We start from the raw sequence: 21,791 nt of genomic DNA on the forward strand, positions 1-21,791 counted from the left end.
GCTGCCCCGGGCAGCGGCGCCAGCAGAAGCGGCGGGTGAAGCCAGCAGGCCTCCGGCCCCCTAGTTTATTGAGGCGTAAGCGTGGCCATCGAAACCGAGCCCAGGCGCGTGGTGCGCTGCACCGTGGTGTGAATGTCGAGCAGGTAGTTATGGGTGTCCTTGCCCACCTTCACCACGAAGGCATACTGCCCGTCGGGCAGCTCGCGCATGTTCAGGCGGTTGCCGAAGGTGTGGCTGGTGGTCTGGCGGCTGAACAGGGTCGCATTGTCGCGCATGCGCACGACGCGCACTTCCCCGCGCTGCTGCCGGGGGTTGCTCACGCGCACCAGGTAGGTAGACTCGGCTACCTGGTCGACGGTGACCGGCTGGGGGCGAAGGGGACTTTGGGCCTGCGCCGGTAGGGTGAGTCCCAGGCCGAGGCAGGCCGAAGCCAGCCAGAGGCGAGGGAGTAGGGCAGTGGGCGTTTTCATAGCAAAAAGAGGTAAACGGGACGGAAAGCACTTAACTGCCAGCGTTGCCGCGGGGCAGCTACCAAAGCGGTATCTGAAATTCGGCATTTTCAGGCCGTTGGCTGCACCAAGTCATATATATAATTTCCTGATTATAAGCGGCGTGAAGCCGGGCAAGCAGGATGCAATTGCGGCGTTGCCGGGGGCAGCCCGGGCCGGATAGAATCGGATGGGAAAAGCGGTTAGGGGCCACCGGAGGGCTATATTTGCGGCCGATGAAACATGCCCCACGGCCCCCGGTCTACTTCGAAAATGCCGCGGGGCAGCTGCTGATCGAGCCCGCCGGGTACCTGCGCGTGGTCTGGAGCCGCGGGGAACGGCTACTCAGTCACAGCCAGGCATTGTTCGCGCACATGGCGCAGGCCCTGCAGCAGCAGCAGTGGAGCCGCATCCTCATCGACCAGCGCCACATGCCGCCGTTTTCGCGGGCCGAGCAGCAGTGGATAGCCGCCGAGTGGCTGCCGCAGGCCGTGCGGGTGGCTGGCTACCGCTACGGCGCAGTGCTGGTGTCGCCCGACGTGATGGTGCGCCTGGCCACGGCCTACGTGACCACCCACATCCAGAACCTGCCCTTGGTGTACTGCTCGTTTGAAACCAACGACGCGGCCGTGGCCTGGCTGCTGGAGCAGCCCGCGCAGCCTTAGGCCGTCTAGCGCAGTCCTCGGCTGGGGTGCATGAGAGCGTAAGCGTTGGCTGCGCCGACCTCTGGTTCCGTTCGCGCTGCGCAGGTGGTTATTCCTTGTAGATGATCAGGATGCGGGCCGGACGGCCGTAGACGCCGGAGGAATTGCCGGTGTTGCCGGTTTGCAGCACCACGCTGCCGTTGTAGATGTACACCCCGTAGAGCACGCCCGGGTTCAGGGTGAAGCCCGGCGGAATCTGGTCGGCATTCACGGGTACCATGGCCGTTACGCTCAGGATTTTGGCGTCGGGGAGACTAGGAGCAACGAAAGCCTGGTCCTGGCCGACCGGCAGGGTGCCGCTCAGTTCCAGGGTTTTAAGGGCGGGGCGTTGCTGCCCAGCTTGGCGCTGCCCCGGCCCCGCCCCACGGCATCTGCTTCGCGGCTACTGCCCCGTCGTCTCGGCCGGCTTTTCGTCGTCGTTGCGCAGGCTGCGGCGGGGGCGGCGGGGCTGCTTGTGGTCGAGCTGGCCGAAGCGGTAGCTGAACGCCAGGCGCGCGCCGCGGTTGTAGATGAACAAGTGGTTGGTTTGCACCGACTGCGCCGTTTCGAAGTCGTTGACGAAGCGGTAGCGGCGGCGCAGGAAGTTATCGGCGTTCAGCGTGAGGTCGGCTTTGCCTTTGAGCACTTCCTTGCGCAAACCCAGGGCGTAGAAGGGAAAGGCCGAGAGGCGGCCCTGCAGCAGCACCCGCGGCGAGTTGAGCTGGCCGAAGAACTGCAGGCTCAGGCCCCGGTCGAATTTGTAGCCCGAGTTCAGCGAAGCCGTATACGCCACCCCGTCGTTGGCAATGCCCAGGGAGCGGCTGTGCAGGCGGGCGTAGTACACGTTCACGTTGCCGCTCAGGTCCCACTTCGGCAGGGGCTTCACCGCGCCGAAGGCAGTCAGGCCCACGGCGCGGTTGCGGGCCGCGTTCTGGTAGGTGAGCGTGGTCACGCCCTGCGCGTCGGTGACGCGCACACCCTCAATGGCGTTGTTGGTCTGGCGGGTGTACAGGCTCAGGTTGATGGTGGAAGCGCCCACGAACGTAGTCCAGCCCAGCTCGGCCTGGTCGGTTACCTCGGCGGCCAGGGCCGGCGTGCCGGTTTGCACGTTGCGCGGGTCGAGGCGGTTGACGAAGGGGTTGAGGTAAAACAGGCCGGGGCGCTGGAGGCGGCGCGAGTAGCTCAGGCGCACGGCCGCGCCGGGCTTTTTTAGGTTGCGCGTCAGGGCCACGTTGGGCAGGGCGTTGAAGTAGGCATCCCGCACGCGGTCGGGGCGGTCCTGGAAGCGGCCGGCCACGTCGGTGTGCTCCAGGCGGCCGCCCAGGCGCAGGTTGTAGCGCTTGCCCAGCGGCGTGGCCCAGGTGGCGTAGCCGGCGAGTACGCGCTGCGCGTAGTCGAACGCGCCGGTGAGGGCCGCCTGGGGCACGAAGCGGCCGCTGGCCTGCTCGAATACGCCCGCCTGGTAGTCGCTGTGCACCTCGCGCAAAATCAGCTTGGCCCCCAGCTCCACGGTCTGCTGCTCGCCGAGCGGCTGCACGTAGTCGGTTTGCAGCGTGTTTTCGACGTTACGGGCCAGGTTGCCGCCTTCTTCCTCGTAATACGGCCGCCCCGCGCCGGGCTCGGCGGCAAACTGCTCCACGTCGTAGCGGCGGCGGGTCTGGGTGCGGGCGTGCTGGGCCAGCACGGTCCATTCGCGGCGGCTGTTGGGGTAGGTGCGCACGTAGGAGCCGGTCAGGTCGTAGCTCAGGCGGCGCCCCCGGTCCACGAAGCTGCGCAGAAACGCTTGCTCCAGGTCGGGGTTGCTGGCCTGGTAGCGGGTATCGGCATCGGTGAGCAGGCGGTTCTGGAAGGTGCTGCCCTGCCAGGTCAGGTTCAGGGCGTGGTGGGGCGCGGGGTCATAGTCGAGGCTGAGGCGGCCGCTGCCCAGGCCGCCGTCGCTGCGCCCGGTGTTGCGCTGGGTGAGCCGGCCCCAGCCGCCGTTGGGCAGCTGGTCGGTGCGGTCTACGTGCTGCCGGCCCGGAATCCAGAAGCCCTGCCCGTTCAGGGCCGTGGTCAGCGTCAGCCGCTCGCGGCGCAGGTTCAGGCCCACGTTCAGGTTGCCGATGCGCGTGCCGGCCGCCGCCCCCACCGTGCCGCTGAGGCCGCGCAGGGTGGCCTTGGTCAGCACGATGTTGACGATGCCCGCCGAGCCTTCGCCCTCGTAGCGGGCCGAGGGCGCGGTAATGACTTCCACCGCCTTGATCTGGTCGGCGGGCAGCTGGCGCAGCAAGTCGCCCACGCCCCCGGCCACGGCCGTGGGCTTGCCGTTGATGAGCACCTGCACGTTGGCGGCGCCGCGCAGCTGCAGGTTGCCATCGGGGTCCACGCTCACCATGGGGGCCTTGCGCAGCACGTCGGCGGCGGTGCCGCCGCGGTTGGTCGCGTCCTGGGCGGCGTTGTACACCAGGCGGTCGGGCTGGGCTTCCACCACGGGCCGCTCGCCCGTTACGGTTACCTCGCTCAGCTGCCGCACTTCGGGTTGGAGGCTGATGACGCCCAAATCCAGCTCCGGCTGGCCGGCCGTCAGCGCTACCGGGCGCACCTGCCGGCCGTAGCCCAGGAAGCTCACGTGCAGCTCGTAGCGCCCGGCGGCCAGCCGGGCCAGGCTGAACTGGCCCTGCTCGTTGCAGAGCGCGCCGTCGAGGGCGGGGCCGCCCCCGGCGGGCAGCAGCGCCACGGTGGCAAAGGGCACGGGCTGGCTTGTGTGGGCGTCCAGCACCCGGCCCTGCAGCCGCAGGGTGCCGCGGGCCGCGGGGGCCACGGCGGGCGAAGACTGGGCCCACGCGGTCGGGGCGGGCGCCAGCAGCAACGGCAGCAGGCAGGCGAAGGGAAGTACGTGTCGCATAGCAGGAAAAGAAGAGGGCGCGCTGGTTTTGCCTGCATAGATTCGGCGGCGGCCCGCCGGGCTGCGCCTGCCCGGGGCAAAGCGTGCCTACCGCCGGTTGAAGCGTATTTATCGCCCGTTGAGGCGTTGCCACCCCAATAGGCAAGCTGATAGCCAGAGCCCACTAGGCGTCTCTACCGCCTCCGCTTCACCGGCTGGGCATCAGCTCTGCCGGCGCGCACCCCCACAGCGCCGGCCGGGCCGCGCACAAAAAAAGCCCGGGCCAGGGGCCGGGCTTTTCGCGAACGGTGGTCGGTGCGGGGAAGGGCGGGAAGCGGGTGTGGGAAGCGCGGTCGGCTTGAAACAACGTCGGGTGTTGGTTGCCCGACCTGGGTCGTCGGGCCTCAGCTGCCGTACGATTCCTTCTGGAAGCCCAGCACGCGCAGCTCGGCTTTCCAGGTGTCGGGGTAGTGGGCTTTTACGTGGTGAATGAGGGCGCGCAGGGCTTTGCGTACCTGCGCCTCGCCCTGGTCCTTGGTGCTCACCTTGCCGCTTCGGTCGCCGCTGGTGGCGGTGGTTTGCTGCACCAGCGCGGCGTACTCGGTGGCCAGGGGCTGCCAGTGGGCGGTGCCGAACTTCTTGGTGCCGAAGCCGTGCCTGGGCAGGGCGGCCACCAGCTTGCCCAGGGCCAGCACGCGCTCGGGCCGGGCGCGGGGCAGCTCGTAAACTTTGCCACGCTTCTCGATGCCGAACTCGCCGTAGTAGGCCTCGGGCGCGTCGTAGGCTTCGGCCAGGTAGCCCTTCACGTAGCGTAGCGACTTGTTGAGCTGCTTGTCGAGGGCCTCCAGGCGCTTGACCTGGGGCGAGCGGGCGTCGCCGGCCGCATCGGCGGCGGCGTGGCCCCCGGCCAGGGCGGCTACCTGGGCGGCAAACTCGGCCTTGCTGAGCCAGAGCAACTCGGGCAGCGCCGAGGTCGGCCACTGCCGGGCCACGCTGTCGGCCACGGCCAGCAGGGCGGGCAGGTTGTGGGGGAGTTGGGCGGCGCGGCGCACCACCGGGGCCGGAGCCGTGGGCTTGGCGCCGGGCTCGGGAGTTAAGGGAGTTGACATGGATACGGAATGGTAAATGGTATTACTGCTGGAATATAGATAATTGTCCCGTCGGCTGGTTCTCCAGCGGACAAAAAAATATGGTTTCCGTCCTCTGGAACTTTCCCAGCGTTCGGAAACCATGCTAGTAGCAAGCTGGAGAAGTTCCAGAAGGCGGAAACCATTGTAGGAAGACCCTGGAGAAGTTCCAGCGCCTGACTACGATGTGAGGAACGAGCTGGAACTTCTCCAGAGCTCGAAAACTATTGTTTCCGGGCCCTGGAGAAGTTACCGGGGCTGGCCCGGGTGGTAGGCGCCGAAGTGAATACTACTCCCTCGGCCCCCGCCGCTACCGCTGCTTGTAGAGCCGCGTGCGGTGGCCGAACTGGTTGACGTACACCAGGCTGTCGGTCGAGAGCTGGTGGAGGTGGCACACGAAGGCCACGCCCTCGTTGTGGATGGTAAGGGTGCTGGGGGTGAGGGTGTAGCGCACCGGCACCGTGGGAAACTCGGGGTAATACAGGGCCTTGCCGCGCACCTGGTACACGGGGCCGCTCTGCGGGCTTTCCAGCCAGGTGCCCTGCAGCCGCTGCCGCAGCTGGGCGGCGCTGGGCTTCTTCGGGGCGGGCTTGCCGGTTTGGGCAAAGGCGCTGGGGGCGGTCAGCAAAAGCAGAAGCGAAAGGAGGAAGGCGGGGCGGGGCATGGGGTAGGGGCAATGGGCTGGCAAGTTACCGCAATGCGGCACGGGCTTGGCGCGAGTGTAACTCGCACTAGGTGGGGTATACATATCTAAGCCTGCCAAGGCTGTGACTGCAGCTCCTTTCAGCCAGTTGATTTGTTAAACTATGCCAAATACGCTGGAAGAATGGGCTTTTAACAAGAATACACAATGCTATTGTTGTCGGTTGATATTAAGTAGAGTGGAGTCAGGTACTTGTAGGTCTTGGTGTCGTAAATAGCCCGCTACCCCGCCATTATACCCAGGCAGAGCGTAGGTTGCAGGCTGAGGGTTGGGCGAGGTAATGAAGTACCACCCATCCGGCTGCGCCACGTAAAGGTCCACGGTGTCGCCCTTGTGCAAAGTTTTAAGCTGTTTGGCTGCATCATCTGCCGCTTCCCGCAGCGCAGCGCTCTGGCTGATTACAACTACCGGGTGTTTCATCGCGCGTGCCGGCACCCGCCGTAATTTTACTGAAGAGCTTTCAGGCCACCAGTACACCAAGGCCATGAATAGTAGATTAAGGAGGGACACGCAAATGGCCAGGGGTAAGAAATTCACTTGCCAGGCCCCATCCCGCTTTTCCAGCGGCATAAATCGAAAGCGCATATCCTAATTAATCAGAGCGAAAGGGTGGCTTCGAAGGTACCGTATGCGACTAGCAAGGCATATTGTTTCATTGGATCAAAATGCAAAAAGCCGCCGCCGTGGCTGGCACGCGCCGGCCCCCGTTTCGCAGGCTTTCAGGTAGTCTGGCTATGAGTTACTGACCGAACGGTGCGGTCATCGGTCTGCCTACAGACACTGACACTGCCCAACAGTAGGAGGAAAGCATGGAAATGGACTGCCTTACTCGGGAATCTCTGGCATCGGCTGCCCCTGGCAAATAGCTTCAAGGGCGGCCGCGCCGCTGTCGGCAATAAAGCACAGAAACTCGTCGTAGCCGCCGTACACTTTGCCGGCGTCGTCCATGAACAGGATCAGGTGGTCGGTGTAGGCCTCGCCGATAGGGCACAGCAGGTGGTTGCCGAGGCGTCGGGCGTAGTTCTCCCGAATCCAGCAGGCATCACGCCCGGCGGCGGCTTGGTTGGGGTTTAAGTGCAGGGTATCGGTGCGGGCGCTCTTGCTGGGGAAGGTGAGGCGCAGGCCGCCGTATTCCCGCAAGAACTGCTCGACGGCCAGAAGCCACGGGTAGCCCGCCAGCCACAGGCTAAGCCGGTAGTACAGCGTAATGATGGAGCGGCCGGGGTGCCAACCCGCCGCGGCTAGTACGGCTGCGGTAGCGTCGGAGAAGGTAAACATAGGTTTTTGAAGGGGGCCGCGGAGGCATCAGGGGGCGTAAATGTCCCACAAGCTAAACTTGCCTTCGGACAAAGGCTGATACGCGACTATTCGTACCATTAAATCACTCAGACTGCCATCTACCCAGAGGAAATAATCGATATGCACCTCGTTGCTACCTCGAACCTCGGTAACGTACACCTCTTTCTTGCCTTTGGCCGGCGGGAGAGTAAGCTGACCATGTTCAGCAATAGCCGCCTGTATGTCTTCTGGCTCCATTCGTCTTACCTGGCTTTCGACAAGCAAGCGTTGGTAGTTACCCGCTACCAGATTTGCTACGATATAATCGAGGGTAGCCTCTAGGTTTTTGTCCATACAGGGAAAGTTTAAGCGCTGCCTGTAGCGGTAGGGAGGACGTAGAGATGAAAGCCTCCGATGAAGCCTAAACAAAAAGCCCCAACCGCTTGGTTGGGGCCTTCAATTTATCAAAGTCAGTTTAGCGGGCGGTTTGGCCTCTATCACGCAAGAAGGCCAGGAACTGCTGCTGGGAAAGCGGCCCGCTAATGCGGGAGCCTTCGTACTCTGCTACCGTCTTACCGGTCATGGAAAGGGGAGCCACCGGCTGCGAGTTGGCGGAGGATGACGTCTTGGATGGTTTCATAGCTCGGCAAATTTACGTCTTCTATGACGAGGCGGGCATCCTCTAACGTAAAAGTAACCGAAAGAAACTTCCGTTGTTTGGTGTAGCCAACAACTTCGTAAGCTCCACCCTCCTTGCGGTAGTACTGCACATGAGGAGGAGGAAATTTCAGCAATTCCTCCATTTCCTCCTCTTCAATGCTCATACCGCGGCAATAGAACCGGTTGACTTTACCGAAATCAACCTCATGGTCCTCGAACATCCTATGACCCGCAAGCCTCGCAGGCCTCCGGATTATCCAGGGAGCAGGCCATATCGGCGGCGTTCTGGGCCGATACGTTGAGCGGCTCCAGGGTCTCGGCGGCTTGCTTCTGCACCGTGAACTTGATGGCGTCGGCGGCGGCTTTGGTGCGCAGGTAGTACATACCGGTTTTCAGGCCGCTCTTCCAGCTGTGGAAGTGCATGCTGGTGAGCTTGCCGAAGTTCACGTTCTGCACGTGCAGGTTCAGGCTCTGGCTCTGGCAGATGTAGGCGCCCCGGTCGGCCGACATGTCGATGATGCGGCGCTGCGAGATTTCCCAGACGGTCTTGTAGAGGTCCTTGATGTGCTGGGGAATGGCCGGAATGTTCTGCACCGAGCCGTTGGCGGCAATGATGTCGTTCTTCATCTGCTCGTTCCAGAGGCCCAGCTTCACCAGGTCCTTGAGCAGGTGCTTGTTCACCACCATAAACTCCCCCGAGAGCACGCGGCGCACGTAGATGTTGGAGGTGTAGGGCTCAAACGACTCGTTGTTGCCCAGAATTTGCGCCGTGGAGGCGGTGGGCATGGGGGCTACCAGCAGCGAGTTGCGCACGCCGTGCTCCAGCACCTCGGCCCGCAGCGCGTCCCAGTCCCAGCGGCCCGACTCGGGCGTGACGCCCCAGAGGTCGAACTGGAACTTGCCCTGGCTGATGGGCGAGCCGGCGTAGGTTTCGTAGGGGCCGTGCTTCTTGGCCAGGTCCTTCGAGGCCGTAACGGCGGCGAAGTAGATGGTCTCGAAGATGTCCTTGTTCAGCCCGGCCGCCTCGTCGCTCTCGAAGGGCATGCGCAGGGCAATGAAGGTATCGGCCAGCCCCTGCACGCCCAGCCCGATGGGGCGGTGGCGCAGGTTCGAGCGTTCGGCCTCCACCACGGGGTAGTAGTTGATGTCGATGACCTTGTTGAGGTTCTTGGTGGCGTGGTAGGTCACCTCAAACAACTTCTGGTGGTCGAAGAAGATCTTGCCGTTCTCTTCGCGGATAAAGCGCGGCAAAGCCAGCGAAGCCAGGTTGCACACCGCTACCTCGTTGGCGTCGGTGTACTCAATGATTTCGGTGCACAGGTTCGAGCTCTTGATGGTGCCCAGGTTCTGCTGGTTGGATTTGCGGTTGGCCGCGTCCTTGAACAGCATGTAGGGGGTGCCGGTCTCGGTCTGGCTTTCCAGGATGGCAAACCACAAATCCTGCGCCTTGATGGTGCGGCGGCCGCGGCCCTCGCGCTCGTACTTCTGGTAGAGCTTCTCGAAGTCGTCGCCCCAGCACTCGTCGAGGCCCGGGCACTCGTTGGGGCACATCAGCGTCCAGTCGCCGTTGGCTTCCACGCGCTTCATGAACAGGTCGTTCACCCACAGGGCGAAGAACAGGTCGCGGGCGCGCATCTCCTCCTTGCCGTGGTTTTTCTTCAGGTCGAGCCACTCGAAGATGTCGGCGTGCCAGGGTTCGATGTAGATGGCGAAGGCGCCCTTGCGCTTGCCGCCGCCCTGGTCCACGTAGCGGGCCGTGTCGTTGAACACCTTCAGCATGGGCACCAAGCCGTTGGAAGTGCCGTTGGTGCCCTTGATGTAGCTACCAGTGGCGCGCACGTTGTGCACGGCCAGCCCGATGCCGCCGGCGCTCTGCGAGATGAGCGCGCAGTTCTTCAGGGTGTCGTAAATGCCCTCGATCGAGTCGTCCTTCATCGTGAGCAGGAAGCACGAGGACAGCTGCGGCTTGGGCGTGCCGGCGTTGAACAGCGTGGGCGTGGCGTGCGTGAACCAGCGCTCCGACATCAGGTTGTAGGTCTCGATGGCCTGCTCGATGTCTTCCTTGTGAATGCCCACGGCCACGCGCATCAGCATGTGCTGGGGGCGTTCCACCACCTTGCCGTCGAGGCGCAGCAGGTAGCTTCGCTCCAGCGTCTTGAAGCCGAAGTAGTCGTAGTTGTAGTCGCGGTCGTAGATGATGGCCGAGTCGAGCTGGGCGGCGTGCTTGTGCACGATTTCCCACACGTCGCGGGCAATGAGCGAGGCGTTTTCCCCGGTCTTGGGGTCCTCGTAGGTGTAGAGCCGCTTCATGGTCGACGAGAACGACTTGCTCGTGACCTTGTGCAGGTTGCTCACCGCGATGCGCGCCGCCAGGATGGCGTAGTCGGGGTGCTTGGTGGTGAGCGAGGCAGCGGTTTCGGCCGCCAGGTTGTCCAGCTCGATGGTAGTGACGCCGTCGTAGATGCCGTCGATGACCTTTTTGGCCACCTCAATGGGCGAGACGAACAGCATGTTCAGGCCGTAGCAGAGCTTCTCGATGCGGGCCGTGACTTTGTCGAACTTGACGGACTCGCGCCGGCCGTCGCGTTTGATTACCAACATAGGCAGTAGAGGCGAAAAGGTGTGGGGTAGAAGAAGTTGCGGCAGCGCGGGCACAGAAGCCGGCCAGCAGCCCAGCAGGCTTCTTCCGCTCCCAGGCCCGCGCCGATGATGTCCGGAAGATACTCCGCCGCGGGTTGCAGGTGAATCAATCGGCGGGCAGAAAGTTTTCCACAATGCGCTGGCACCCCCGCCCGGGCCGATTTTGCCGGGTTTGTTTCGGAACCGAAATGGTTCCTGCGGGCTGCAAAATCGGGTTGCCGGTTTGGGCCAGATTGCATAGCCGGAGGAGTGGACGTAAAGCACACGCAGCAAGCCGTAGAGTCGGTGCCCGGCCGCAAAGCTCCCCTCCTTTTTGAAGGAGGGGACGCCGCCGCTTTTGCGGTGGCTGGGGTGGTTCCGTCGTTGCTGACGTTGCCCGATCCTGGGCAGGCCAATCAGGCTGCCTCGTTGCCGCGAAACGCCCGTTGAATAGCTGCCAACACCCATTCCAGCTGCTCAAACACGAGCTTGTTCTCGAACCGCACTACCCGAATCCCCACGCTTTCCAGGTAGGAAGTACGTACCACGTCGTGCGCGGCCCCCACCACATCGACATGAGCTTGCCCGTCAAGCTCCACCGCCAGCCGTTCGCCCGGACAGTAGAAGTCAAGCACGTAAGCCCCTACGCTGTGCTGTCGGCGAAATTTTCGGCCCGCCAGCTGCCCATTCTGCAAGGCTCTCCACAGGGCTGCTTCCGCCGGAGTCAGGTTGGCGCGTAGCTCCTTGCGTCGGGCCTTGACTTCCTGGCGGTTGTGGCGGAACGAGTTCGGCATATAACCAAGCTATTAAACCGGCCTGATGTTGCAAGCGGCGCGGCAGTCAGCAACGACGCAACCACCCCAGCGGCGGCTAATGCCACCGCGTCCCCTCCTTCAAAAAGGAGGGGAGCTTTGCGTTGTATTCCACGAAAAAGCCCGCAGCCGGAGCCGCGGGCTGCCGAGGGTGGAAGCCCTCGTTACTTCTTGGGCGTGTACTCGAAGCCGAACCGTTTGGCATAATCGGCCAGGGGACCCAGGCCCACAGTAGCGCGGCGCTCGTCTACGCGGGTCTCGTCCTCGATGGGCGCAAACTCCAGCTTGCCGGTATTGGGGTTCCGCACCACCTGGCTACCGTACAGCTGCCCCTTGCCCTGCCACATCAGCAGCCGGTCCTGCATCAGCGCCAGCTCCGACTTGGCCAAGTTGCCCTGCTCGGCAGCCTGCTGGGCCAGGGGAAAGTATTTTTGCAGGGTCGGCAGGTCCGAGTGTTGCAGTACCAGGAACACCGTCTGCGTGCCCGTGTTGCCCACCGCGGCTTTGCTCGGCCAGCCGTGCGCGTCGAGCAGGGCCGTGATGCGCCGCAGGTTGCGGGCGTCGATAACGTCCATGGCCTGAATAAGGGAATCCATCTGCGGGGATTTCTGCCCGTATTTGTTGAGGATGATTCCGTAGCGCTGCCGGCCGCCCTGATCCAAGGCGTAGATGGAATCCAGTTGCTGCTTCAGGGGGCGGTTGTAGTTGGCCTCGCGCCGGGTCGCCGCGGCTTGTAGCTTGGTCAGCATCGGGGCCCAGCGCTTGTCAGCGTGCAGGGAAGCCAGGTCCGGGTCCTGCTGCAGGTGCGCCAGGTTTTCCCAGCCCGCTTCGGTGGCCTGGTCGAGGTAGCGGAAAGCCTGACGTGGGTTGCCGGCCAGGGCCCAACTGCAGGCGGCGTTGTAGTAGTCGCCGGCGGTGGGCCGGGCCTGTTTCGCTTTGAAGGCCCGGTCGTAGAGCTTGCCCGATTCGGCGTAGCGCTTGGCCTGGTAAGCCCCTGCAGCCTGGCCGTTCAGGGTGGCAAAGGAGATTTGGCCGTGGGCCAGCGAGGCGGTAAGCAGCAGGGCTGCGGCGAGCAGTAGCGGTTTGCGCATGGTAGCTGAAAGTATAGCGGTTTGGCGGCGCCCCAAGTGCTGGTACCCCGGTAGGGTTGTCGCGCCCGCGGTGGGCGCAAAGAAAAAGCCCACGGCCGAAGCCGCGGGCTTTTTGTGGGCCTCACTTCCAGGCGTAAGCAAAGCAGGATGTTAAGCGTTGGATACTACTCTCTTCCAGCCAAGGATAAGCGTGCTGCAATGTGTGACGAACATTGGCTACTGCCTCGATCATAGTTTGTGTAGACCAATCCACCGTTACACTCACCGCCGTTTCGTAGACCTGCTTGACCAGCAGGCTCGTCTCGAAGCCATAACTGCCCTGGATGGCAGCACACTTTTCTTCGCTCAGCCAAAGGCCCAGATGCTGTGCCAGAGCAGCATTGACACGGTCGGTTAGAACAGCCGGAAAGGCGGTCATGCTAGCCGGTGCCGATTAAAAGTCCTCGTCGAGCGAGAAGGCGTTTTCGGTCCGCTCGCTCATTACGCCGGCCTTCTGGTACTCGGCCACGCGCTTCTCGAAGAAGTTGGTTTTGCCCTGCAGCGAAATCATTTCCATGAAGTCGAAGGGGTTGGCGGCGTTGTAGATCTTGCGGTAGCCCAGGCTCACCAGCAGGCGGTCGGCCACAAACTCGATGTACTGGCTCATGGCCTTGGCGTTCATGCCAATGAGGTTTACCGGCAGCGCGTCGGTCACGAACTCCTGCTCGATCTGCACCGCGTCGCGGATGATTTCGTGCACGCGCTCCTCGCTCAGCTTGTTTTGCAGGTAGCTGTAGAGCAGGCAGGCAAAGTCGCAGTGCAGGCCCTCGTCGCGCGAGATCAGCTCGTTGCTGAAGGTCAGGCCCGGCATCAGGCCGCGCTTTTTCAGCCAGAAGATGGAGCAGAACGAGCCCGAGAAGAAGATGCCTTCCACCGCCGCGAAGGCAATGATGCGCTCGGCGAAGTTTTCGGAGTTGATCCACTTCAGGGCCCACTCGCCCTTTTTCTTCACGCAGGGCACGGTTTCCAGCGCATTGAAGAGCCGGTCCTTCTCCTGGGGGTTTTTGATGTAGGTGTCGATCAGCAGGGAGTAGGTTTCCGAGTGGATGTTTTCCATCATGATCTGGAAACCGTAGAAGCAGCGCGCCTCGGGCATCTGCACTTCCTGCATGAAGTTCACGGCCAAGTTCTCGTTCACGATGCCGTCGGAGGCCGCGAAGAAGGCCAGCACGTGCGAGATGAAGTGCCGCTCGTTGTCGTTGAGGCCGTCCCAGTCTTTCTGGTCTTGGCTCAGGTCGATTTCCTCGGCCGTCCAGAACGAGGCCTCGGCCTTTTTGTACATCTGCCACACGTCGTTGTTCTGGATGGGGAACAGCACGAAGCGGTTGGGATTCTCTACAAGAAGCGGTTCCATAAGCGGGCAACGAAAGGAAAAAAGACGAAAAAGCCGGCGGTCGGCCGGTTGGGTGCGGGCTGCCAACCCCGGTTCAGCAGCAAATGTTGGGCTCGACGCAGCTACCAAGTGGGGCCGGCCGAAGACCAAAGATAGCCCGGCCGCCGCTACCAATGCCGCCCCGTCCGGCTTTTTTATGCGTTAAGTTTTTGCTATGCCGCCCCAGCCCGCTAAACCGAAAATTTCCCCTGAAAAGCCAATCATTCGGCGGAAAAGCCAACGTTTACGAAAAGTTGTCCACATTTCGTGTGTGGAAAATGAAAGTTGTCCACAAAAATACTATGCGTGTGCACGGCGTACGCGTTCCTGCCTGTAGGCATTCAGCGATTTTTCGGGCCGAGTAAGTGATGATTAGCGCGTTAGGCTTGCGTATGTGGAATAGGTCTTGTACTTTTGCCTTCCATTTTCAGAAAACCCGCGGAGAACTGATGTACGCAATCGTAGACATAGCCGGCAAGCAGACGAAAGTCGAAGCCAATAAATTTGTGTACGCCCACAAGCTGGCCGGCAACGTCGGCGACGAAGTAGAGCTGGGCAATGTACTGCTGACCGACAACAACGGCACCCTGAGCGTGGGCGCCCCGTTTCTGTCGGACGTCAAAGTAACGGGCACCATCCTGGCGCACGTTCGGGGCGACAAGACGATTGTCTTCAAGAAGAAGCGTCGTAAGGGCTACAAGAAGCTCAACACGCACCGCCAGGACTACACCAAAGTAATGATCAACAGCATCGGCTAAGTAGTTGTCCGTATTGAGTTGTCAGTTGGCAGGGCCCTGGAGGCGCTGATACAGCAAGCTGACAACCGACAACTAGCAACCCGACAACTCTTCCAAATACCATGGCACACAAGAAAGGCGTAGGCTCTTCCAACAACGGCCGCGAGTCGCATTCCAAGCGCTTGGGCGTGAAAATTTACGGTGGTCAGTCGGTTATTTCCGGCAACATCATCGTGCGTCAGCGGGGCACCAAGCACCACCCCGGCCAGAACGTGGGTATCGGCAAAGACCACACCCTGTTCGCGATGATCGACGGCACCGTGCAGTTCCGCAAGGGCCGCAAAGACCGCTCGTTCGTAACGGTTGTTCCGGCAACGGAAGAAGTAGAAGCGGCTGCCTAGTAGGCCCCTGCACTTTAAGCAACCAAAAAGCCCGCCTTCCCGGCGGGCTTTTTTGCATTCTGGCAGCCCAGCACCAACCTTCAGTGGCCGGCCCAGTTATCAGCCTCGGCGGATTCCAGGGTATAGAGCACGGGGCGGCTGGGGCTGGCGTCGAGCTCCAGCATGGTTACCTGCAGGTTGAGCAGGTACAGGCCGTCGGCCACGGAGTCGGGCACGAAGATGAGCTCGGTGATGGTGGCCTGGGGGCGCAGCGGGGCGGGGTACTGCCAGAAGGCGTGGTGCGCCGCCAGCGCACCGTTGTCCAGCTCTCTGTCCACGCTGGGCAAGTCCAGCAGCAGGTGCTCGATGCCCTGGGCCACGAGGTACTCGGCCAGCTCCGCACTGATGTAGGGCGGGTTGCTGCCCGAGTACTGCCGGTGGCGCTTGGCCTCGTCGTTGGGCAGGGTGCGCAGCACCAGGGCTTCGGGCGGGGCCGTGGCGGCTTCGAGCAGGGGCTGCACGTCGGCCAGCTCCACCACGTAGTCGCCGTCGGCGCGTAGGGTGGGGGCCACCGAAATCAGTTGGGCCACGAACAGGAAGCGGGTGAGACAGCGCGGCAGCGTGGCCGCGGGGTCGGGGCTGATGTGGCCGTAGCACTCGGTGTGGGTGCCGTTGCCGTGGGGCGTGAGGTGCACTCGCTGGTAGTTGGTGCTGCCGCCCGCGGCCACCGAGCCCACGAAGTCGCCCACCCGAATGACATCAATGGCTACCGGCTCGGCCCAGAAGCAGTTCACCTGATCGGCCCCCGGCGCGAGCGGCAGGGCAATGTCCAGCGGAGCAGCCGGGTTGAAGCGGTAGGTACGGCCGTGGTAGGTGAGCGTGGCAGTGAGCATGAGCGGATGAATAGTGCGGGGTGCCCGCAGAAAACGCGGAAGATTGCGCAGAAGACGCCGCGTTCAACGACGCATTAAACATAGGCCTTAGCCAACAACCAGTTACGGCACCACGGGCGGTTCGGTGGCGAAGTCGGCGGCGAGCTGGTTGAGGATGCGGCTGACTTCGGCGGCGTGGCTGTACACCATGAAGTGGGTGCCGCCTTCGATGAGGTATTCCACCTTGCTGGGGCCGGGCGGAAATATTCGGTCGCGGGTACCCAGAATCTGCACGCAGGGGCCCACGCCGCGGCTGTCCCAGCGAAACAGGCTGCGAATGGCCCAGCGGGTGTAGCGCGGCTCCTGCTCCCGCAGAATCTGCTTGAACAGGGCGTACTCCTCGCCGTCGTTTACGCCGAAGTACCACTGGCCCACCCGCGGAAACCACTTGAGCACCTGCGGCGGCACCCAGTGCTGCGCGCCGGTAGCCCGCACGAAGCGCAGCAGCGGCGGCAGCGCCCCGGCTTCGGGAATGCTCGACACCAGAGCCACCAGGGCCAGGGGCCTTAGCCGGGCAATTTCCAGGGCCACCGTGCCGCCAAACGACACGCCCACCAGCCAGCACCGCTCGTCCAGGGGCACCTGCTCGGCCATGCGGGCGGCGTAGGCGGGCAGGGGCTCGTCGGGGTCGAGGGGCGGCAGCCAGGGCAGCACCCGCACCCGGCCGCGCAGCGTGAGGCGGCTGAAGATCCGCTCGTCGGCGCCCAGGCCGGGAATCAGGTAAAACCGGGGTTCAGCGGTGGCGTCAGGCATCGAGGCGGCGGAAGATGCCTTCGAGGTAAAACACGTTGTCGGAGGCGGCGGCTTCTTCCTCTTCGTCTTCCCCCTCGCGCTCCTCTTCTTCCTCCTCGCCCAGGGCGCCGGCTAGGTTCTCCAGGTCTTCCAGACCTTCGGCGTCCTCGTCTTCCACGGGGTAGGTGAAGGATAGCTTCAGGGCCACGCCGGGCAGGTCAATGGGCGGCGCCTCTTCGGAGGTGTATTCCAGCAGGCAGGGGCGGGGGCCGTTGGCCAGGGCATCGGCTACCTCCTCCTGCAGGGCGCTGGCGCGGGTAGCGGCCTGGCGCAGCAGCACGTCGAGGCTGGCGAAGGGCAAACCCAGGTGAAAGAAGTACAGCTGCTGGTCGAACACGGTGGTGGCCCACACGGTCACGTCATCGGAGTTGTCGAACACGATGGCCCGGATGAGGATTTCCTCGACAAAAAAATCGGCGCCGTATTCGACGGCATCAATGAGGCGCTGCATGCAGGAAAACTACGCGTGGGAAGGGGGCTGACGACAAGTTACGCAACGGGACCGAAGCCGCAACCCGCCCCCCTGCCCCGGCTCTACGCGCCTCGGCGGCCGTCCGTTTGCCCCTCGAAGCCGCGAGCCTGATACCCACCGCAGTAGCGTTGAGTAGAGTACGAGTAGGAGTGGGTACGGTCGAAATATCCCGCATGACCAGCAGGCGTAGCGCCACTATATTTCACGGGGTGATGCTGCTATACACGACCAAACCCCGCAACAGACCAGCCTGTACGGCTTTGGGAGTGTTGCGGGGTTTAATAAAAGCTAAGGATATGCCTGATGCAGAGAGCCTAGGGCAGGTTTACGAAGGTGCTACCCAGAGACGGTGGGGCCGTAGCCGGGTAAATGCGCCGGCCTGAGGTGGCATCAATGTAGGTGTCAGCCATAGGATTATCGGCGTAGGCCGTAATGTAGACCAACGCAAAACTCTGCAAACCGGCTCCGCGCAGGACGGTACTGCTGATCGTGTCCTGGAACCGATCAGCCCCGGCTGGGGCAGTAAAGCCCACGCTCAGCAGGTAGTTGGTGTTGCTCAGGGTGCGGAAGTCCGAGCCCACAAACAGGCGGTGTGCTTGAGGTTGGGTCAGGCGCGGACTGATGGTGCCGTGCACTACGATAGAAGCGCCGTAAGGGGTAATGTCGAACGTGCTGAAAACTGTGGTGGGCAGCTCGCCCAGTCGCACCGGGGGCGCCGGCGTGTTATCCTTCGTCACCTCAACCGTCTGCACGAAGCGGCCGTACCCGGGGCGGTTAAATTGCAGGGTAGGTGAACCGATGGGTAACCCTGTCAAGGTAAAGTTGCCGGCCGCGTCGGTTTCGGCCGTAACAGATCGGCCGTCTACCTGCACTTGCACGTGACCGTGCTCAGAGGCAAGCGTAGTATTGCGCTTGTAGAGACGGACGGACCCGCTGTAGGAAGCGGTGGGTTTAGCCTCATCCTTGCCGCAGCCGGCTAAGAAGATTAAAGTGAGTGATAAGCTCAGCGCAGCGCGGCTGAAGAATAAAATCTGAATGTGATATGATATTGATTCAGAGGGCAAAAATATCCTCTAAATAGTTCTGTGACCCGGTTGTGCTCAATCTTTTTTCGGAACAGGTAAATCTTCATGTTGACGGTATATACAATTGGGAATAAGCAATTAGGTGCTACCAACGCCACCTTTGCTAGCGCGATGTTATTTTGGACAGCATCGAAACGGCCTTCGTTAGGGTGATTCTGCATTGGCCAGTAGCAATTCAGCCATAGGTAAGACCAAAACAGCCTTAATCAAGACCGAATCGGTGTTAGTAAGACCGAAATGGTCTTAACCAGGACCGAAACAGCCTTCGCTAAGACCAAAATAGTGTTAGCTAACACCGAAATGGTCTTAGCGAAGACCAGAAACGCCTTTGGATACGGCCCCTTGGCTTTGTAGTGCTGGTCGCTACCGGTTTAGTCCGCGCTCGGGGCTTCGAGAAACAGTTCCAGGGTAATCTGGTCGGCCAGCAGCTTGCCGCGGTCGGTGAGGCGCAGCGTGTCGGCGGCGAGGGTGGCCCAGCCCTGCTGCTGCAGCTCGGCAAGGTAGGCGGCGTGCCGGGTGGCCAGGTCCACGCCCAGGTGCTGGCGCAGGTAGCGGAGATTGCAGCCGGCGGCGGTGCGCAGGCTGGTCATCAGGTACTCGTTGGCGCGGTCGGTGGGGCTGAGTTCCTCGCGGGTGGCGGGCAGCTCGCCGCGCTCCAGCAGGCCCTGCACGTACTGGGCATTGCTGGCCACGGTGTACTGGCGGCTCAGCCCGTCGAAGGAGTGGGCGCTGGGGCCCAGGCCCAGGTAGGGCACGCCCTGCCAGTAGCTGGAGTTGTGGCGCGAGTAGCCACCGGGTTGGGCGAAGTTGCTGATTTCGTACTGCTCGTAGCCGTGGGCGGCGGTGGCCTCGAGCAGCAACTCAAATTGCCGGGCCACAAACTCGTCGGGGGCGGGGCGGAACAGGCCCTGGCGCTGCCGGCGGCCAAACACCGTTTGGGGCTCCACGGTGAGGGCGTAGCAGGAGAGGTGCGGCACCCCCAGCGCCAGGGCCTGGTCCAGGTCGCGCTGCCAGATGGCGTGGTCGCCGGCGGGGTCGGTGGGCACGCCGTAAATCAGGTCGATGCTGAGGTTGGCCAGGCCCGCGTCCTGGGCCAGCAGCACCGCCCGCCGCGACTCCTCGGCCGAGTGGGCGCGGTTCATCAGGCGCAGGTGGGGCTCGTGGAAGCTTTGCAGGCCGATGCTGAGGCGGTTGACCGGGGAGGCCGCCAGCTCGCGCAGCTTGTCGGCCGTGAGGTCGTCGGGGTTGGCTTCGAGGGTAATTTCGGCCCCGGCGGCCACCGGGAAGTAGCGGTAAATGGCCTCAAACAGCGTGGTCAGCTCGGCCGCCGTGAGCAGCGACGGCGTGCCGCCGCCGAAGTAGATGGTGCCGATTTCGGCCCCGCCGAGGTAGTCGTGGCGCAGGGCCATTTCCCGCTCCAGCGCCGCCACCACCTGCCCCTTGCGGCCCAGCGCGGTGCTGAAGTGGAAGTCGCAGTAGTGGCAGGCCTGCTTGCAGAAGGGAATGTGGAGGTAGAGTCCGGCCACGGCCGCGGGAAAAGGAAGGTACGGATGGGGCAACAGCCGCCGGGCGCGGGTAGTTCGCCGCGGCCCGGCGCACCGAGAAAAGCCGGCCGAAGCGGCGCGGGAAATGAAAACGACGCTACTTGCGTTACGAGCCTGCAAATGTACACCCGCCCGCTGCTGTTTCTGGGGTTGATTGCCGTGCTGGCCACCGGCCGGCCCGCCGCGGCGTGGGCGCAAACCACCTCGCCGGTAGCCACCCCCAACCTGCCGCCCACCGCCGCCCCACCGGCCCCGGTGCCGGCGCCCACTCCGGCCGCTACGGCCAAGCGTCTGCCCGCCGGCCGCCCCAAGTACATCCGCCTCGCCACCGAAGCCGCCGACCAGCCCGTGCTGCGCCGCTACCGCCTGCGCCCCGTGGCGGCCGATACCCTGGCGGCGCTGCGCACGGTGCGCGAGCTGGTGCTGGCCCTGCAGGCCGACGCCTACCTCACGGCCTCGGCCGACGAGCTGCGCTGGCGCGGCGACACCCTGCTTGCCCAGCTCTACGTGGGCGAGCGGTTTCGCTGGGCGCGGCTGCAGCCCGGCAACGTGGGCGACGATTTGCTGAGCCGCAGCGGCTTCCGCGAGCGGGTGTACCGCGGCCAGACCATGAGCCCCGCCGACCTGGCCCGCCTGCAGCAGCGCATCCTTACGACGGCCGAAAACGAGGGCTACCCCTTCGCCCAGGTGCGCCTCGACTCGGTGCAGCTCACCGGCTCGGAGGTGGCCGCCACCCTGGTGCTCGACCGCGGCCCGGTGGTGGTGTTCGACTCCATTCAGATTGTGGGCAACACCAAGACGCGCAAGCGCTTTCTCACCCGCTACCTGCAGATCGAGCCCAACCAGCCCTACAGCCAGCAGCGCGTGGAGGGGGCCGACCGGCTGCTGCGCCAGCTGCCCTACCTGCAGCTGCGCGCCGAGCCCGAGGTGCGCTTTGCCCGCGGCCGGGCCCGCCTGTTTCTGCTGCTCGACGACCGCAACGCCAACCAGTTCGACGCCATCGTGGGCGTACTGCCCAACCCTTCGCCTACCGTGGGCCAGAAGAAAGTGCAGCTTACGGGCGACGTGACGCTGAATTTGCGCAACCTCGGCGGCAGTGGCAAGCAGCTGGGCGTGCAGTGGCGCAAGGTCGACGTGGCCTCGCAGCTGCTCGACGCCGGCTACCAGCACCCCAACTTCCTGGGCTCCCCGCTCGACGTGGGCGCCACCTTCAACCTGTTCAAGCAAAACAACGACTTCCTCACCCTGCGCCCGCGCCTGCAGGTGGGCTACGCCACGCCCCGCGCCGGGCGGCTGAGCTTGTTTCTGGAGCAGCGCAACTCCCGCTTGCTGGCCGACAGCACCTTCCGCACCCGCACCGCGCTGCCCAGCAACATCGACTCGCGCTACACCGCCTACGGCCTCGACTATGCCCTCAGCTCGCTCGACGACCCCTACTTTCCCCGGCAGGGCTGGCTGCTGCTGGCCCAGGGCGCGGTGGGCAACAAAACCATCAGCAAAAACCCCGAACTCAAGCCCGAGCTCTACGAGGGCCTGCCGCTGCGCTCCACGCAGATCAGCTTGAGCAGCCGCCTCGAGCGGTACTTCCGGCTGGGCAAGCAGGGCGTCATTCTGGCCCGGGTGCGCGGCGAGGCTTTGCTCAACCAGCGGCTGTTCCTGAACGATTTGTTTCGCCTGGGTGGACTGAGTACGCTGCGGGGCTTCAACGAGCTGGATTTCTATGCCGGGCAGTACGGCGTGGGCACCGTGGAACTACGCCAGTTCACCGGCCCCGAAGCCTACGTATTCGTGTTTGCCGACCAAGCCTACCTGCGCCGGGGCCTGCCCGGCCAGACCGGCGAAGATGCCCCGACGGGCCTGGGCGCGGGCTTGAGCTTTCGGACCGGGGCGGGCGTATTTCAGTTCGTGTACTCCACCGGCCGCACCAGCACCCAGCGCTTCGCCCTCAACGCCTCCAAGATTCACTTCGGCATCACCAGCCGCTTCTAAAGCGCCGGGCCGGGGGCATAAGCAGAGCGACGGGGCAGGCTGGCGGTGCGGGGAAAGCGGAGAAGTGAAAATTTTACCGGTTGATTATCAGCCGGCAAGCCACTTTGGGTGGGAAAGTGTGACCC

23 protein-coding genes are annotated in these 21,791 nt (G+C 63.4%); 4 read left to right on the plus strand and 19 right to left on the minus strand.

Going from position 1 to position 21,791, the window contains the following annotated elements; genetic code table 11:
- Window positions 1–65: 65 nt before the first annotated feature.
- The gene (locus tag ACE191_RS14520) at window positions 66–470 is read right to left on the minus strand and encodes a hypothetical protein (protein WP_400192958.1); all 405 of its coding nucleotides are present in this window, start codon (window positions 468–470) and stop codon (window positions 66–68) included.
- Between the two features lie 254 nt (window positions 471–724).
- Between ACE191_RS14520 and ACE191_RS14525 the strand changes: the two genes are divergently transcribed.
- Window positions 725–1,153: a hypothetical protein gene (locus tag ACE191_RS14525; RefSeq protein WP_400192959.1), complete on the plus strand. Its 429-nt coding sequence runs from the start codon at window positions 725–727 to the stop codon at window positions 1,151–1,153.
- An 88-nt stretch (window positions 1,154–1,241) separates the two neighbouring features.
- Here ACE191_RS14525 and ACE191_RS14530 read toward each other — a convergent pair whose 3' ends face one another.
- The 13 genes from ACE191_RS14530 to ACE191_RS14590 form a co-directional block, all read right to left on the minus strand.
- On the minus strand, window positions 1,242–1,412 hold the full coding sequence (locus tag ACE191_RS14530) for a hypothetical protein (RefSeq protein WP_400192960.1): 171 nt from the start codon (window positions 1,410–1,412) through the stop codon (window positions 1,242–1,244).
- 162 nt (window positions 1,413–1,574) lie between these two features.
- Window positions 1,575–4,055, minus strand: coding sequence for a TonB-dependent receptor domain-containing protein (locus ACE191_RS14535; protein WP_400192961.1), 2,481 nt, complete (start codon window positions 4,053–4,055; stop codon window positions 1,575–1,577).
- Window positions 4,056–4,438: 383 nt separating this feature from the next.
- Window positions 4,439–5,143 carry a hypothetical protein gene (locus tag ACE191_RS14540; protein ID WP_400192962.1) on the minus strand — a complete coding sequence of 235 codons (705 nt, stop codon included), beginning with the start codon at window positions 5,141–5,143 and terminating at the stop codon, window positions 4,439–4,441.
- 328 nt (window positions 5,144–5,471) lie between these two features.
- On the minus strand, window positions 5,472–5,789 hold the full coding sequence (locus ACE191_RS14545) for a hypothetical protein (protein WP_400192963.1): 318 nt from the start codon (window positions 5,787–5,789) through the stop codon (window positions 5,472–5,474).
- A gap of 225 nt (window positions 5,790–6,014) precedes the next feature.
- Entirely contained in the window at window positions 6,015–6,449 is a 435-nt protein-coding gene (locus tag ACE191_RS14550; RefSeq protein ID WP_400192964.1) for a hypothetical protein, read from the minus strand.
- 240 nt (window positions 6,450–6,689) lie between these two features.
- The gene (locus ACE191_RS14555) at window positions 6,690–7,142 is read right to left on the minus strand and encodes an SUKH-3 domain-containing protein (protein ID WP_400192965.1); all 453 of its coding nucleotides are present in this window, start codon (window positions 7,140–7,142) and stop codon (window positions 6,690–6,692) included.
- A gap of 27 nt (window positions 7,143–7,169) precedes the next feature.
- Window positions 7,170–7,496, minus strand: a complete 327-nt coding sequence (locus ACE191_RS14560; RefSeq protein WP_400192966.1) for a hypothetical protein — start codon at window positions 7,494–7,496, stop codon at window positions 7,170–7,172.
- Between the two features lie 218 nt (window positions 7,497–7,714).
- The gene (locus tag ACE191_RS14565; protein ID WP_400192967.1) at window positions 7,715–7,966 is read right to left on the minus strand and encodes a hypothetical protein; all 252 of its coding nucleotides are present in this window, start codon (window positions 7,964–7,966) and stop codon (window positions 7,715–7,717) included.
- A 58-nt stretch (window positions 7,967–8,024) separates the two neighbouring features.
- Window positions 8,025–10,403 carry a ribonucleoside-diphosphate reductase subunit alpha gene (locus ACE191_RS14570; protein ID WP_400192968.1) on the minus strand — a complete coding sequence of 793 codons (2,379 nt, stop codon included), beginning with the start codon at window positions 10,401–10,403 and terminating at the stop codon, window positions 8,025–8,027.
- A gap of 434 nt (window positions 10,404–10,837) precedes the next feature.
- On the minus strand, window positions 10,838–11,215 hold the full coding sequence (locus ACE191_RS14575; protein ID WP_400192969.1) for an endonuclease domain-containing protein: 378 nt from the start codon (window positions 11,213–11,215) through the stop codon (window positions 10,838–10,840).
- A gap of 182 nt (window positions 11,216–11,397) precedes the next feature.
- Window positions 11,398–12,324, minus strand: coding sequence for a DUF6624 domain-containing protein (locus ACE191_RS14580; RefSeq protein WP_400192970.1), 927 nt, complete (start codon window positions 12,322–12,324; stop codon window positions 11,398–11,400).
- Between the two features lie 121 nt (window positions 12,325–12,445).
- The gene (locus ACE191_RS14585) at window positions 12,446–12,742 is read right to left on the minus strand and encodes a hypothetical protein (RefSeq protein WP_400192971.1); all 297 of its coding nucleotides are present in this window, start codon (window positions 12,740–12,742) and stop codon (window positions 12,446–12,448) included.
- Window positions 12,743–12,757: 15 nt separating this feature from the next.
- Entirely contained in the window at window positions 12,758–13,717 is a 960-nt protein-coding gene (locus ACE191_RS14590; protein ID WP_400192972.1) for a ribonucleoside-diphosphate reductase small subunit, read from the minus strand.
- A gap of 467 nt (window positions 13,718–14,184) precedes the next feature.
- On the opposite strand from ACE191_RS14590, the gene rplU reads away from it, so the two are divergent.
- Window positions 14,185–14,493 (plus strand): 50S ribosomal protein L21, encoded by a 309-nt coding sequence (rplU, locus tag ACE191_RS14595; protein WP_400192973.1) that lies wholly within the window; start codon window positions 14,185–14,187, stop codon window positions 14,491–14,493.
- A gap of 101 nt (window positions 14,494–14,594) precedes the next feature.
- Complete coding sequence (gene rpmA, locus ACE191_RS14600; protein WP_400192974.1) at window positions 14,595–14,873, plus strand: 50S ribosomal protein L27; 279 nt, start codon at window positions 14,595–14,597, stop codon at window positions 14,871–14,873.
- Window positions 14,874–14,953: 80 nt separating this feature from the next.
- Here rpmA and ACE191_RS14605 read toward each other — a convergent pair whose 3' ends face one another.
- From ACE191_RS14605 to hemW, 5 genes are all read right to left on the minus strand, one after another.
- A complete protein-coding gene (locus ACE191_RS14605) occupies window positions 14,954–15,745 on the minus strand; it encodes a cyclase family protein (RefSeq protein WP_400192975.1) in 792 nt (263 codons plus the stop codon).
- A 102-nt stretch (window positions 15,746–15,847) separates the two neighbouring features.
- The gene (locus ACE191_RS14610; protein WP_400192976.1) at window positions 15,848–16,537 is read right to left on the minus strand and encodes an alpha/beta fold hydrolase; all 690 of its coding nucleotides are present in this window, start codon (window positions 16,535–16,537) and stop codon (window positions 15,848–15,850) included.
- The gene (locus ACE191_RS14615; RefSeq protein WP_400192977.1) at window positions 16,530–17,027 is read right to left on the minus strand and encodes a hypothetical protein; all 498 of its coding nucleotides are present in this window, start codon (window positions 17,025–17,027) and stop codon (window positions 16,530–16,532) included. Before ACE191_RS14615 ends, ACE191_RS14610 begins: the two co-directional genes overlap by 8 nt.
- Before the next feature lie 335 nt (window positions 17,028–17,362).
- The gene (locus tag ACE191_RS14620; RefSeq protein WP_400192978.1) at window positions 17,363–17,926 is read right to left on the minus strand and encodes a carboxypeptidase-like regulatory domain-containing protein; all 564 of its coding nucleotides are present in this window, start codon (window positions 17,924–17,926) and stop codon (window positions 17,363–17,365) included.
- Window positions 17,927–18,504: 578 nt separating this feature from the next.
- Entirely contained in the window at window positions 18,505–19,659 is a 1,155-nt protein-coding gene (hemW, locus tag ACE191_RS14625; RefSeq protein WP_400192979.1) for a radical SAM family heme chaperone HemW, read from the minus strand.
- Between the two features lie 138 nt (window positions 19,660–19,797).
- On the opposite strand from hemW, the gene ACE191_RS14630 reads away from it, so the two are divergent.
- On the plus strand, window positions 19,798–21,666 hold the full coding sequence (locus ACE191_RS14630) for a POTRA domain-containing protein (protein ID WP_400192980.1): 1,869 nt from the start codon (window positions 19,798–19,800) through the stop codon (window positions 21,664–21,666).
- Window positions 21,667–21,791: the final 125 nt, after the last annotated feature.

The organism is Hymenobacter sp. B81 (genome assembly GCF_044628455.1).
Taxonomy (GTDB): domain Bacteria; phylum Bacteroidota; class Bacteroidia; order Cytophagales; family Hymenobacteraceae; genus Solirubrum.